Annotated in this window: 14 protein-coding genes and 1 other annotated feature; all 14 genes read right to left on the bottom strand. The window is 42.1% G+C overall.

Annotated features, from left to right (window positions below):
* Window positions 1–137: 137 nt before the first annotated feature.
* Window positions 138–3,755 carry a DNA-directed RNA polymerase subunit beta' gene (gene rpoC, locus ACYX4O_RS00690; RefSeq protein WP_476353766.1) on the bottom strand — a complete coding sequence of 1,206 codons (3,618 nt, stop codon included), beginning with the start codon at window positions 3,753–3,755 and terminating at the stop codon, window positions 138–140.
* 64 nt (window positions 3,756–3,819) lie between these two features.
* Window positions 3,820–7,368 carry a DNA-directed RNA polymerase subunit beta gene (rpoB, locus tag ACYX4O_RS00685; protein WP_476353764.1) on the bottom strand — a complete coding sequence of 1,183 codons (3,549 nt, stop codon included), beginning with the start codon at window positions 7,366–7,368 and terminating at the stop codon, window positions 3,820–3,822.
* A 323-nt stretch (window positions 7,369–7,691) separates the two neighbouring features.
* Window positions 7,692–8,306, bottom strand: coding sequence for a class I SAM-dependent methyltransferase (locus ACYX4O_RS00680; protein WP_476353762.1), 615 nt, complete (start codon window positions 8,304–8,306; stop codon window positions 7,692–7,694).
* A gap of 122 nt (window positions 8,307–8,428) precedes the next feature.
* On the bottom strand, window positions 8,429–8,788 hold the full coding sequence (gene rplL, locus ACYX4O_RS00675; protein ID WP_476353760.1) for a 50S ribosomal protein L7/L12: 360 nt from the start codon (window positions 8,786–8,788) through the stop codon (window positions 8,429–8,431).
* A gap of 51 nt (window positions 8,789–8,839) precedes the next feature.
* Window positions 8,840–9,340 carry a 50S ribosomal protein L10 gene (rplJ, locus tag ACYX4O_RS00670; protein ID WP_476353758.1) on the bottom strand — a complete coding sequence of 167 codons (501 nt, stop codon included), beginning with the start codon at window positions 9,338–9,340 and terminating at the stop codon, window positions 8,840–8,842.
* Window positions 9,341–9,407: 67 nt separating this feature from the next.
* Window positions 9,408–9,559, bottom strand: a sequence feature (ribosomal protein L10 leader region).
* A gap of 48 nt (window positions 9,560–9,607) precedes the next feature.
* On the bottom strand, window positions 9,608–10,303 hold the full coding sequence (gene rplA / locus ACYX4O_RS00665; RefSeq protein ID WP_207528825.1) for a 50S ribosomal protein L1: 696 nt from the start codon (window positions 10,301–10,303) through the stop codon (window positions 9,608–9,610).
* Between the two features lie 112 nt (window positions 10,304–10,415).
* On the bottom strand, window positions 10,416–10,841 hold the full coding sequence (gene rplK, locus ACYX4O_RS00660) for a 50S ribosomal protein L11 (protein WP_476353756.1): 426 nt from the start codon (window positions 10,839–10,841) through the stop codon (window positions 10,416–10,418).
* Window positions 10,842–10,985: 144 nt separating this feature from the next.
* Window positions 10,986–11,519 (bottom strand): transcription termination/antitermination protein NusG, encoded by a 534-nt coding sequence (gene nusG, locus ACYX4O_RS00655; RefSeq protein ID WP_036787617.1) that lies wholly within the window; start codon window positions 11,517–11,519, stop codon window positions 10,986–10,988.
* Window positions 11,520–11,654: 135 nt separating this feature from the next.
* Window positions 11,655–11,828, bottom strand: coding sequence for a preprotein translocase subunit SecE (gene secE, locus ACYX4O_RS00650; protein ID WP_036787619.1), 174 nt, complete (start codon window positions 11,826–11,828; stop codon window positions 11,655–11,657).
* A gap of 38 nt (window positions 11,829–11,866) precedes the next feature.
* On the bottom strand, window positions 11,867–12,031 hold the full coding sequence (rpmG, locus tag ACYX4O_RS00645) for a 50S ribosomal protein L33 (RefSeq protein ID WP_476353753.1): 165 nt from the start codon (window positions 12,029–12,031) through the stop codon (window positions 11,867–11,869).
* Window positions 12,032–12,091: 60 nt separating this feature from the next.
* Entirely contained in the window at window positions 12,092–12,697 is a 606-nt protein-coding gene (gene sigH, locus ACYX4O_RS00640) for an RNA polymerase sporulation sigma factor SigH (protein ID WP_229721305.1), read from the bottom strand.
* 134 nt (window positions 12,698–12,831) lie between these two features.
* Window positions 12,832–13,341, bottom strand: a complete 510-nt coding sequence (locus tag ACYX4O_RS00635) for an NYN domain-containing protein (protein WP_476353751.1) — start codon at window positions 13,339–13,341, stop codon at window positions 12,832–12,834.
* Between the two features lie 2 nt (window positions 13,342–13,343).
* A complete protein-coding gene (rlmB, locus tag ACYX4O_RS00630) occupies window positions 13,344–14,087 on the bottom strand; it encodes a 23S rRNA (guanosine(2251)-2'-O)-methyltransferase RlmB (RefSeq protein WP_476353749.1) in 744 nt (247 codons plus the stop codon).
* Window positions 14,084–14,497, bottom strand: a complete 414-nt coding sequence (locus tag ACYX4O_RS00625) for a Mini-ribonuclease 3 (RefSeq protein WP_476353747.1) — start codon at window positions 14,495–14,497, stop codon at window positions 14,084–14,086. Before ACYX4O_RS00625 ends, rlmB begins: the two co-directional genes overlap by 4 nt.
* Between the last annotated feature and the right edge of the window lies 1 nt (window position 14,498).

Genomic DNA, 14,498 nt, shown 5'->3' with positions numbered 1-14,498 from the left:
TCCTCCAAAGTAACAAGGATAAATGGAAGCACCTAGAATATAGTATCACCCGCATCTAATAATGTCAACGTGGTTAGAATATTTTTTCTAGATGCCTCCTAGATTATCACTTGCTTCATCAGCTTACTATTTCTAAATTAAGACTGTGTGATCTCTTCAGGCTCTTCAGCTTTAATCATATCTTCTGTTAATTCATCGGATGCTGGTTGTACTGAACGATAGCGAGGCATACCCGTACCGGCCGGAACCAACTTACCAATAATAACATTTTCTTTAAGTCCTAGCAATTCGTCACGTTTTCCTTTAATTGCAGCATCAGTTAGGACACGAGTTGTTTCCTGGAAGGATGCAGCAGATAAGAAGGAATCTGTTTCGAGCGATGCTTTCGTGATTCCAAGTAGTACAGGACGACCTACCGCTGGTTGGCTTCCTTCTACAAGTGCGTCACGGTTTGCCTCACGGAATTGGTGGATCTCAAGTAGTGAACCAGGAAGAACATCCGTATCACCAGCGTCAAGTACACGAACTTTGCGAAGCATCTGGCGCACCATTACTTCAACGTGCTTATCGCCGATTTCAACACCCTGCATACGGTAAACTTTCTGAACTTCACGTAGAAGATACATTTCAACGCCTTCTACACCTTGAATTTTCAGTAATTCTTTTGGATCTACAGAACCTTCTGTCAGCTCTTCACCAGCTTGAACAGTGTCTCCAACCGTAACCTTCATGCGAGCACCATATGGGGCTGTATAGCTACGCTTTTCGACTTCGCCTTGAACTGTAATTTCAAGTTTTTCTTTTACTTCATTCACTTCTTCTACTGTACCATGGATCTCACTGATTACAGCTTGACCTTTAGGGTTACGAGCTTCAAATAACTCCTGGATACGAGGAAGACCTTGTGTGATATCATCCCCTGCAACACCACCAGTGTGGAAGGTACGCATTGTAAGCTGTGTACCCGGTTCACCGATCGATTGTGCAGCGATAATACCAACAGCTTCTCCCACTTCTACTTCTGAGCCTGTTGCTAAGTTACGGCCGTAACATTTCTTACATACACCATGGCGTGTGTTACATGTAAATGCTGAACGGATTGTTACTTTTTCAACACCCGCATCTACAATTAAACGTGCCATGTCTTCAGTAATAATTTGATCACGAGTGGCCATTACCTCGCCTGTTTCTGGGTGATGGACCGTCTTGAACGCAGTACGTCCAATCAGGCGATCAATAAGTGGTTCGATCATTTCCGTACCTTCAGTAAGGGAAGCTACTTCTAAGCCACGATCAGTGCCACAATCGTCTTCACGAACGATAACATCTTGTGCTACGTCAACTAGACGACGAGTAAGGTAACCTGAGTCGGCTGTTTTCAGTGCTGTATCGGCAAGACCTTTACGAGCACCGTGTGTAGAGATAAAGTACTCTAGAACCGTCAGACCTTCACGGAAACTTGATTTGATTGGAAGTTCGATGATCTTACCAGCCGGGTTGGCCATAAGACCACGCATACCAGCTAACTGCGTGAAGTTAGATGCGTTACCACGAGCTCCGGAATCACTCATCATGAAGATAGGGTTGGCAGGATCAAGTGTATGCATTAGTCGATCTTGAATATCATCTTTGGCCGCTGACCAAATAGCGATAACACGATCATAACGCTCATCATCTGTAATCAAACCACGACGGAACTGCTTCATAACTTTGTCTACTTTACCTTGAGCTTCCTCAAGGATGGTTTGTTTCTCTGGAAGTACCACGATGTCAGAAACACCAACAGTGATACCAGCTTTAGTTGAGTAAGCGAAACCTAGATCTTTCATGCGGTCAAGCATTTTAGATGTTTCACTAATCTTAAAGCGTTTAAAGACTTCTGCGATAATGTTCCCAAGAATTTTCTTCTTGAATGGAGAAACTAAATCACGTTTCTTAATTTCCTCTTTAACATCTGTCCCCTTCTCAATGAAGTACATTTCCGGCGTTTTGCCTTCAAGGTTACTTTGAGTTGGTTCGTTAATGTAAGGGAAAGATTCAGGTAGAATTTCGTTGAAGATTAACTTACCAACTGTTGTTAATAATAGCTGGGTGTTTTGTTCTTCAGTGAATGTACCGTTATTTAATGAACGAGCATGCACAGCTACACGAGTGTGTAAGTGAACATATCCATTCTGATAAGCAATTAGAGCTTCGTTTGTATCTTTAAATACTTTCCCTTCACCCACTGCGTCTTCGCGCTCTAGTGTTAGATAATAGTTACCTAAAACCATATCCTGTGAAGGAGTAACAACTGGCTTTCCATCCTTAGGATTCAAGATGTTCTGCGCAGCAAGCATTAAGATACGAGCTTCTGCTTGTGCCTCTGCAGAAAGTGGTACGTGAACAGCCATTTGGTCACCATCAAAGTCAGCGTTATACGCTGTACATACTAGTGGGTGCAGGCGAATTGCACGTCCCTCTACAAGAGTAGGTTCGAACGCTTGGATACCAAGGCGGTGAAGTGTAGGGGCACGGTTTAGAAGAACAGGGTGCTCTTTAATCACTTCTTCTAGAACATCCCAAACCTCTGGGTGAATGCGTTCAATTTTACGTTTAGCAGACTTAATGTTGTGTGCAAGTCCGCGATCAACTAGTTCGCGCATTACAAAAGGCTTAAATAGTTCTAGTGCCATTTCTTTTGGTAAACCACACTGATACATCTTCAGACTAGGTCCAACGACGATTACAGAACGACCAGAGTAGTCTACACGTTTACCTAGCAAGTTCTGACGGAAACGACCTTGTTTACCCTTTAGCATATGAGAAAGGGACTTAAGAGGACGATTCCCTGGTCCAGTAACCGGACGGCCACGTCGGCCGTTATCAATCAAGGCATCTACAGCTTCTTGTAGCATACGTTTCTCGTTTTGGACGATAATTGTAGGAGCTCCAAGATCTAATAGACGCTTCAAACGGTTATTACGGTTAATCACACGACGATATAGGTCGTTTAAATCGGAGGTCGCAAAACGTCCACCGTCAAGTTGTACCATCGGACGAATTTCCGGTGGGATTACAGGAAGAACATCTAAGATCATCCAAGATGGATCGTTACCTGAGCCACGGAAAGCCTCAAGTACTTCTAAACGTTTAATAGCACGAGTACGACGCTGACCTTGAGCCGTTTTCAATTCTTCTTTAAGAGTTTCTACTTCTTTCTCTAAATCGATATCTTGAAGCAATTTACGGATCGCTTCAGCACCCATTAGAGCTTGGAAGGACTTCCCGTACTTCTCACGATACGTACGGTATTCTTTCTCAGAAAGCAACTGTTTTCTCTCAAGGGCTGTATCCCCTTGATCTGTTACCACATATGCCGCGAAATAAATCACTTCTTCTAAAGCACGAGGTGACATATCAAGAACAAGTCCCATACGACTTGGGATTCCTTTGAAGTACCAAATGTGAGAGACAGGGGCAGCTAATTCTAAGTGCCCCATACGCTCACGACGTACTTTCGCTTTGGTTACTTCTACGCCACAACGATCACAAACGATTCCTTTGTAACGAACACGTTTGTACTTACCACAATGACATTCCCAGTCTTTTGTAGGACCGAAAATACGTTCACAGAACAAGCCGTCTTTCTCCGGCTTTAACGTACGATAGTTAATGGTTTCTGGTTTCTTCACTTCACCAAATGACCAAGAACGAATCTTATCAGGCGAAGCTAAACCTATCTTCATATATTCAAAGTTGTTTACATCTAGCAAGGGGCCTACCTCCCTTATAATCTCCAGGTTTTACCCTAAGCTTAGAGTCCAGTGTCATAAGCTCTTACTCTATTTCGTCTTTAGGATCGCCTTCAACGTTCAGCTTTTCTGCTGATTGCGCTTCTTCTTCTTCAATATCGCGTAAATCAATTTCAGATTCATCTGCTGTTAACATCTTAACGTCCATACCTAAACTTTGTAGCTCTTTGATCAATACTTTAAATGATTCTGGTACGCCTGGTTCAGGTACATTAGAACCTTTGACAATTGATTCATACGTTTTAACACGTCCAACAACGTCATCAGACTTAACAGTTAAGATCTCTTGTAGCGTATATGCAGCACCGTATGCTTCAAGTGCCCATACTTCCATCTCACCGAAACGCTGACCACCAAATTGAGCTTTACCACCCAATGGTTGTTGCGTAACGAGGGAGTAAGGTCCAGTAGAACGCGCGTGAAGTTTGTCATCAACCATGTGTGCAAGTTTAATCATGTACATGACACCTACAGATACACGGTTGTCGAACGGTTCACCAGTACGTCCATCATAAAGAATTGTTTTCGCATCTCTTGCCATACCAGCTTCTTGTAACGTTTCCCATACGTCTTCCTCACGAGCACCGTCAAATACTGGCGTAGCCATACGGACACCTAGTAGGCGAGAAGCCATTCCTAAGTGTAACTCGAGTACCTGACCAATGTTCATACGTGATGGTACACCTAATGGGTTTAACATGACATCAACTGGTGTGCCGTCTGGTAGGTAAGGCATATCTTCCTCAGGAAGGATCTTTGAGATTACACCTTTGTTACCGTGACGACCGGCCATCTTGTCACCTTCAGAAATCTTACGCTTTTGTACAATGTAAACGCGAACCAACTGGTTTACACCAGGAGGAAGCTCGTCTCCATCTTCACGATTGAAGATTTTAACGTCAAGTACAATACCGCCAGCTCCGTGTGGTACACGCAGGGAAGTATCACGTACTTCACGTGCCTTCTCACCAAAGATTGCATGTAATAAACGCTCTTCTGCTGAAAGCTCTGTAACACCTTTAGGCGTAACTTTACCTACTAACAGATCGCTATCACTTACTTCAGCACCAACACGGATGATACCGCGATCGTCTAGATCTTTAAGTGCATCTTCACCCACGTTCGGGATATCACGCGTGATTTCTTCTGGTCCTAATTTCGTATCACGAGCTTCTGATTCATACTCTTCAATATGAATAGAAGTGTAAACGTCATCTTTGACAAGGCGTTCACTCATGATAATCGCATCCTCATAGTTATAACCATCCCATGTCATAAAGGCAACAAGAGGGTTTTTACCTAATGCGAGCTCACCTTTTTCCATGGAAGGACCATCAGCAAGAATTTCTCCTTTTTCAACACGATCCCCAGCGCTAACGATTGGTTTCTGGTTATAACAAGTACCTTGGTTTGAACGGATAAATTTCTGGAAGCGATAACGATCTAGGTCGCCTTCAACTTCCTTCCCGTCTACTACTGAGATACGACGAACCAGAACTTCCTTAGCATCTACACGTTCTACGATACCTTCATGGTGAGCTACAACAGCAGCACCAGAATCTTTACCAGATACATATTCCATACCTGTACCAACTAGTGGTGATTCAGGTTCCATCAAAGGTACAGCTTGACGTTGCATGTTCGCACCCATTAGGGAACGGTTGGAGTCATCGTTTTCTAAGAAAGGAATACATGCTGTCGCTGCAGAAACAACCTGCTTCGGCGATACGTCCATGTAGTCAATACGTTCGCGCTTAACTGCAGTGTTCTCACCACGGAAACGAGCAATTACTTCCTCGTCTTGGAACGATCCATCTTCTTCTAGCTTAGCGTTTGCCTGAGCAACTACATAGTTGTCCTCTTCATCAGCAGTCAAGTAATCTATTCGGGCTGTTACTTTCCCTGTTTCAGGGTCAACACGACGATATGGTGTTTCGATAAACCCAAATTTATTTACTTTCGCATAAGATGAAAGTGAGTTGATTAGACCAATGTTTGGTCCCTCTGGCGTTTCGATCGGACACATACGTCCATAGTGAGAGTAGTGTACGTCACGTACTTCAAAACCTGCACGCTCACGTGTTAAACCACCAGGTCCTAATGCAGAAAGACGGCGTTTGTGCGTTAATTCTGCTAGCGGGTTCGTTTGGTCCATGAACTGAGACAACTGAGAGCTACCAAAGAACTCTTTAATAGATGCAATAACTGGGCGAATGTTAATCAGTTGTTGTGGTGTAATAGAAGCAGTATCTTGAATCGACATACGCTCACGTACTACACGCTCCATACGAGATAGACCAATACGGAATTGGTTCTGCAGAAGCTCACCAACCGAACGAAGACGACGGTTACCTAAGTGGTCAATATCGTCCGTGCCACCTACATCATGAAGTAAGTTAAAGAAGTAACTTACTGCAGATAGAATGTCAGACGGCGTGATGTTCTTTGTACTGTCATCAACATTTGCGTTACTGATTACGTTAAGAGTTCTCTCTCCTTCAGGGTCTGTAGGATCTACAATCTTAACGTTTTGAATCTTCATAGGGTCATCTAGCACACCATCATGGGGCTCTACGTATTCATCTCCAAGATTCTCTTCGGAACCTTCAAGATATGGTAGAATCTTATCCAATAGGCGACGATCTAGTTTATCCCCTTTGTTTGCAAGGATTTCACCTGTTTCCGGATCAGCCAATGACTCAGCTAACACTTGGTTAAATAGGCGATTCTTGATGTGCAACTTCTTATTAATCTTGTAACGACCAACGTGTGCAAGATCATATCTCTTAGGATCAAAGAAGCGTGAAACAAGTAAACTCTTCGCATTTTCTACTGTTGGTGGTTCACCAGGGCGAAGACGCTCATAAATTTCTAAAAGAGCTTTTTCACTGTTTTCCGTATTATCTTTCTCAAGCGTATTCTTCAGGTATTGGTTTTCACCAATTAGATCGATAATCTCTTGGTCTGTACCAAAGCCTAATGCACGCAATAAGACTGTAATCGGAAGTTTACGGGTACGATCAATACGTACGTGAACTACGTCTTTTGCATCTGTTTCAAATTCTAACCAAGCACCACGGTTTGGGATTACAGTAGCTGTATACCCTCTCTTACCGTTCTTATCAACTTTAGGATTAAAGTAGACGCTTGGAGAACGAACTAACTGAGATACGATTACACGCTCTGCACCATTAATGACGAAAGTACCTGTACCAGTCATTAGTGGGAAATCACCCATAAACACTTCCTGCTCTTTAACTTCGCCAGTTTCTTTATTGAGCAAGCGTACTTTAACGCGAAGAGGAGCTGAATATGTGACATCCCGATCTTTTGATTCATCTACAGGATACTTTGGCTCTCCTAGAGTGTAATCTACGAACTCTAGTGAAAGATTACCTGTAAAGTCCTCAATTGGTGAAATGTCTTGGAACATCTCCCTCAAACCTTCTTCTAAGAACCAATCATAAGAAGCGGTTTGAATTTCAATTAAATTTGGTAATTCGAGAACTTCGCTGATACGCGCATAACTTCTGCGCTGGCGGTGTCGTCCATACTGAACTAGTTGACCTGTCAACTGATTCACCCCTCAAATCAAGCATTTTAATAAAGAAAAAATTGTCCGGCAAAAATGGCATGCCGAACTAGCTAGCACAGAAGGATCACTCCTGCACCAGGTTAATCTATAGTTACACTCGTACAAGACAAGTGTAATTGAACAATTCCGTTTTCCTTAGCGTTAGACAAAAGAAAAAAGGGTTTCTATAAGAAAACCACAATATACGATTTGTTTATTCGATTTTACCAGTCTTGCCTAACGGAAGGCATTTATACGCAAAAAGTTTAAAAAAACTCTTGACATAGAAACTTATATATTGGCATTTTTCAATACTATCACAACTAAATTTCCGAGTCAAACTTTTTAGCCTTGAGAATAAAGTAACCTTTTGCCTTCTTTTCAATAGTTACCTGGTCGAATAACTCTTCTAAATGTTGCTTAGCAGATGGAGCACCTTGCTTTTTTTGAATGACAACCCACAATTCGCCTCCTGGCAGAAGAGCCTGGTGACTTTGATCGAACATGGAATGAACAACTTTCTTTCCTGCTCTAATTGGTGGATTCGTTACGATTGCCGCAAAGCTCTGATGTTGTATAGCAGAAAATTGGTCACTTTGTAATATATCTGCATTCTTTACGTTATTCTTTGCTGCGTTGTCTTGAGCTAATTGAGTCGCTCGCTCGTTAACATCTACCATAACAACTTTACGATCTGGGAAATCCAGAGCGAGGGAAAGACCTATGGGGCCATATCCACAGCCCAGATCAAGAAATTCTCCATTGATCTCTGGTTCAGCAAACGTTTCTATTAAGGTTCTAGACCCAAAATCTACTTCGTCTTTAGAAAATACTCCTTGATCTGTGCTAAAGTTAAGCGTTCTTCCTCGTAAGTTGAACGTCCATGACTTTGGAGCACTCTTAGATTCAGGATTTCTTGAATAATAGTGTTCTGCCATCCATAACACCTACCCATCTTGCACTATGTTTTACATAAGATTCTTTTTAGTAAAAGGCTAAAAACCTAATGTATAACAAAAGCAAAGCTCGCCGTTATCCAGCGAGCTTTTTGTGCTTTCTCTTACTTAAGTTCGATCTTAGCGCCTGTTTCTTCAAGCTTAGCTTTCATTTCTTCAGCTTCTTCTTTAGCGATGCCTTCTTTAACTGGTTTTGGAGCGTTATCTACTAAGTCTTTAGCATCTTTAAGTCCAAGTCCAGTGATTTCGCGAACTGCTTTAACTACTTTGATCTTAGAAGAACCAGCGTCTTCAAGAACAACGTCAAATTCAGTTTGCTCTTCAGCAGCTTCTTCAGCGCCGCCACCTACAGCTACAGGTGCTGCAGCAGTTACTCCAAATTCTTCTTCAATTGCTTTTACTAAATCATTAAGTTCAAGAACGTTCATTTCTTTGATCGCGTCGATAATTTGTTCTTTAGTCATGATATATCCTCCTTGTAATAAATATAATTATTAGACGTGCCTATCAGGCTATTAAGCGCCTTGTTCTTCTTTTTGGTCTGCAACTGCTTTTGTTGCAAGTGCGAAGTTGCGCATTGGAGCTTGTAGTACAGAAAGTAGCATAGATACAAGTCCGTTTGCGTCTGGTAGTTCTGCAAGTTCTTTGATTTGCTCAACGCTTGCGACACTACCTTCGATCACGCCGCCTTTGATTTCAAGAGCGTCGTTTTCTTTAACGAAGCCGTTGATGATTTTAGCAGGGGATACAGCGTCGTCCTCGCTAAATGCAAGTGCTGTTGGTCCAACTAATACCTCATCAAGCTCAGTTAAGTTTGCTTCTGCTGTCGCACGGCGAGTCATTGTGTTTTTATACACTTTGAAGTCTACGCCAGCTTCACGAAGTTGTTCACGAAGATTCGTTACCGTATCAACGTCTAGCCCGCGGTAATCTACAAGTACTGTAGATTTACTGTTCTGAAGTTTATCAGCAATTTCAGAAACAAGCTGTTTCTTGTGTTCAATAATTCTGCTCATCGTTCCACCTCCTATTGACTTTTCATCATACCGTTAGGGTGCCAAGGTTCATAAAAGGCTCGCGATATAAGTCATAAAAAATGTGCCTTCAAGGTAGACGAGAAGGCACATGAGTTGATGATAGCTATCGGCGAACAACTATCACGTATATCAACACACCTCGGTAGGAAATTAAGCGACAAGCGCACCTACTGTCTACGGTATAACGTATTCATATTTGCAACATTGAATATTATAGCTAAGCGCTATTGAAAAGTCAATGCCAAATTAGCTTTTGAAAGAAGAAATGTCTACGCGTACACCAGGTCCCATAGTGGAAGCTACTGATGCGTTACGCATGTAAGTTCCTTTAGCAGCCTGAGGCTTCGCCTTCATTAGCGTTTCAGTGATCGCTGTGAAGTTCTCAACTAATTTGTCATTTTCAAAGGAAACTTTACCAATTGGCACATGGATGTTTCCTGCTTTATCAACGCGGTATTCAACTTTACCTGCTTTGATTTCGTTAACAGCTTTTTCAACATCGAATGTTACAGTTCCTGTTTTAGGGTTAGGCATTAGACCTTTTGGTCCAAGTACGCGACCTAGTTTACCAACTTCAGCCATCATGTCTGGAGTTGCTACAACTACATCAAATTCAAACCAACCTTGGTTGATTTGGTTGATTAGGTCTTGTTCACCTACGAAGTCTGCACCCGCCGCTTCTGCTTCTTTCGCTTTATCACCTTTAGCGAAAACTAGAACACGCTGGGATTTACCAGTTCCGTGTGGTAGTACCATAGCGCCACGGATTTGTTGGTCTGCTTTCTTAGGGTCTACCCCTAGACGGAAAGCTGCCTCAACTGTTTCATCAAAGTTTGCTTTTGATGTTTCTTTAACAAGCTTGACTGCTTCTTGAGAGTCGTAAGCTTTTGATTTATCTACTAATTTTAAAGCTTCTTGGTATCTTTTGCTTCTTTTAGCCATTTCATTTTCCTCCTCGTTGTGGTTTTAACGGTTTTACCTCCCACGAATAAAGGTTGCGAAATGCGGAAATCCCCCACCTCGCAACCTTACTCAATCCAGAGCCGCTGTGGGATTAGTCCTCGATAACAAGTCCCATGCTACGCGCTGTACCTTCAACCATGCGCATAGCTGCATCCACGTTAGCAGCATTTAGGTCAGGCATTTTTGTTTCAGCAATTTCGCGTACTTTGTCGCGCTTAATTGTTGCAACTTTATTGCGGTTCGGTTCGCCTGATCCGGATTTAATGCCAGCCGCATCTTTAAGAAGAACGGCAGCAGGCGGAGTTTTAGTGACGAATGTAAATGAACGGTCTTCAAACACCGTAATTTCAACCGGAATGATCATACCAGCTTGATCTGCTGTACGTGCGTTAAATTCCTTACAGAAACCCATGATGTTAACACCTGCTTGACCTAGTGCTGGTCCAACTGGTGGAGCCGGGTTGGCTTTACCTGCAGGAATCTGTAGTTTTACAACTTTAATAACTTTTTTAGCCACGAGACACACCTCCTTAAGTCCGTGATGTGGTTACAGGGGGTATCCCCCTCCCACTCAATCATATACACATAAATCCTCTTTCTCGAGGCATTAAGAACATAAAAATTCTAGCATTTTTCCAGAAAGAATGCAAGGGGTCCCCCATTATAATTTTTCAATTTGAGAGAACTCAAGCTCAACCGGGGTTTCGCGCCCGAACATATTAACGTGTACTTTGACCTTTTGCTTGTCCAAATCAATGGATTCAATAGAACCAGTAAAGTTTGCGAAAGGCCCTTCTGTTACTCGGACACTCTCTTTCACTTCAAAACCAATATCTTGAAGCGGCTCATCCATCCCCATTCGCTTAAGAACTGTTTCCATTTCTTCTTCCAAGAGAGGGGTAGGCTTCGAACCTGAACCAGTAGATCCAACGAAACCTGTTACTCCTGGTGTGTTGCGCACAACATACCAAGAATCATCTGTCATTACCATTTCCGCTAACACATAGCCGGGGAAAGTCTTCTTTTTTACGGTCTTGCGTTTACCGTTCTTAATTTCCGTTTCTTCATCTTCAGGGACAATTACACGGAAGATTTTATCTTCCATCCCCATAGAGTCCACACGTTTCTCTAAATTTGTTTTCACTTTATTCTCGTAACCAGAATAAGTGTGTACAACATACCATCTTTTTTCCATAGTTTCAGGACAAACGGTTTGCCCTTCCCTCCCTCATTGTTAAGTTTCGTTTTTTGATCAACATGAAAAAACCCGTTAAACGGGTTTTTTGAGCAAGAAACGTATTAATAACATTATAACATAAACATAAGTGCTTTATTCGGTAATCAATTCAAGAATCCACGAAATCCCTAAGTCTACTACTGCAAAGAAGACAGCAACAAAAGCCACGGTTGAAATAACCGTTACAGTGTATTTAGAAAGTTCTTTCCCTTTAGGCCAACTGACTTTTTGCATTTCTCGAGAAACGTTTTTGAAAAACTTGAACATGCTAGTACCCCCAAACTTTCACCCGTAAGGCTTCCTCGTTATTTTGTCTCCCGGTGCAGGGTGTGTTTGCCGCAATTCTTACAATACTTTCGTGCTTCAAGTCGCTCAGGATTGATGCTCGAGTTCTTATTTGTTGAGTAGTTACGACTTGCACATTCAACACACGCTAAGACTACCTTATTTCGCATTTTTCTCCGCCCCATTCCAGGGTTTTAGTCACTTCCATTAATGTACCATGGGATTATAAGGCTGTCAACGTAGCGTCAGAGCGTAATTTCGCTGATTTCAAGGTATCGCTCGAGCTTTCTCTTTACCCGTTGTAGCGCATTATCGATGGACTTAACATGGCGGTTTAAATCTACCGAGATCTCCTGATAAGATCTGCCATCTAAATATAAACTCAGAACCTTTCTTTCTAAATCACTTAATAATTCTGACATTTTATATTCCATGTCACCAAACCGTTCTTGGTTTATAACCAATTCTTCGGGATCTAAAGCTTTTGCACCGGCTATTACGTCCAACAATGTTCGATCGGACTCTTCATCATAGATGGGTTTGTCTAAAGAAACATATGAGTTAAGAGGTATATGTTTCTGTCTAGTGGCAGTTTTAATGGCAGTTATAATTTGGCGAGTTACACATAATTCTGCGAAGGCTTTAAACGAGGAAAGTTTGTCCTCTTGGTAATCTCGAATTGCTTTATACAATCCGATCATTCCTTCCTGCACAATATCTTCTCGGTCTGCGCCAATTAGAAAATATGTGCGGGCTTTAGCACGTACAAAATTTTTATACTTATTAATCAAATGTTCTAAAGCTCGACTATCTCCTTTATGCACATAAACAACGACATCTTCGTCTGACATTTGCTCAAAATCCAAATCCTTGATGTCCTTCTCCACTTGTCCGATGATCACGTAAGGATTCCCCCCGACCGTACTACACTCGATATAGAAATATTATACAGTAAGCGTTTCAAAAGCGTCAACACAACCTGGCATTACTTTTCGCCTCTCCTCCACTTTTCAAACACATCTAACACTTCTTTTTTTATCGGTATTTTAGACTTGTTTTGAACCTGATTATAAGACTTTACCTCGTTTTGAATCTCTTTTTCTATATTTTTCATCTCAATATGAAGTTCTCTTGCTGATAAGCGCAGAGCGCCTTGTGCAAATATCGTTCGTTGTTCGGTGTAGTCAGATGTTGCCACATACACTTGGGTTCGAATGTTTTTAACTTCCTGAACCAGCTTTTCTATTCGCTCATCTGCTGTTTCATTTTCTCTTGTAAAAACAATTTCTACGTCATAATCTTTTCGCTTTTTCTCTATACCTTGAACATAGTATGCATCAAAGACCACGATTACTCTGTATTTGGAAAAAGCTCGATATTCGGCCATCTTTTCAATTAATAGATCACGGGCTTGGCCAAGGTCATGATCTTTTAAGGATTGAAGTTCCGGCCAGGCCCCTATAATGTTGTATCCATCTACAATGAGAACTACCATTATTACTCATCCAATGGGTGGCGCTTCCTGTGTATTTCATACATAAGCAAACTAGCCGAAACAGAAGCATTAAGAGAGGTTACTTGACCAACCATTGGCAGGCGAACAGACCAGTCGCATTTTTCTTTTACTAATCGACTAATCCCTTTTCCTTCACTCCCAATGACAAGCGCAATTGGCATGTCCCCTTTTAGTTGTCGGTAGTCCTCTTCTCCTTTAGCATCTGTTCCTACCACCCATACATGTTCTTTCTTCAAATCTTCAATTGTTCGCGCTAAATTCGTCACACGCACAACTGGAATGTACTCTATTGCTCCTGTGGATGTCTTCGCTACAGTAGCCGTTAATCCTACGGAACGTCTTTTTGGAATAATGACCCCATGTACACCCGCGGCATCTGCTGTGCGAAGGATGGAACCTAAATTATGAGGATCCTCTATTTCATCAAGAATTAAGAAGAAAGGGGACTCCCCTTTACGGTGCGCGTGATCAAACAGATCATCTAGCTCACTGTAGCTATACGCCGCTACGGATGCTATAACACCCTGGTGGCTACCTTCTACCAATTGATCTATTTTTTTCTTGGGTACTTTTTGGACTTGGACACCGTTTTCTTTAGCGACCTTTTGAAGAGATTGAGTCGCCTTATGCTGAAGTTGATCAGAAATCATGACTTTATTAATCGATCGTCCTGATTTTAATGCTTCTGAAACGGCATTTTTTCCTATAATCCATTCTTCTTTCATGATGTCGCGCTCCTTTCTTCTACGTATTGTATAGCAAGATCAACCAACTCATATAGTCGGTCTCTTTGTTGCATGAAATACAGATACCCTAACAGCGCTTCAAACGCTGTGCTATAACGATAGGTTTGTACATCTGTATTCTTAGGAGTCGAACCGCTTTTCGCGTTCCTTCCCCTTCTAGCGATTCCTTCTTCTGCTTCTGTTAACAGCTGTTCATCTAACCAATAGCGAATGACAGCAGCCTGAGATTTAGCGGAGACAAAGCGTACCGCAGCTTGGTGCAATTGCTGCGGCTTCACACTCCCGCTCCGAATTAAATGCTCCCTGACAAACTGTTCATATACTACATCACCCATGTAGGCGAGGGTTAGACTCTTCATCTGTCTAACATCTACTGTTTGATGATTCATA

This window comes from Pontibacillus sp. ABV4_188 (assembly GCF_056311905.1).
Note: the sequence above shows the minus strand (reverse complement) of the source record. Positions and strands in the feature narration are given on the sequence as shown.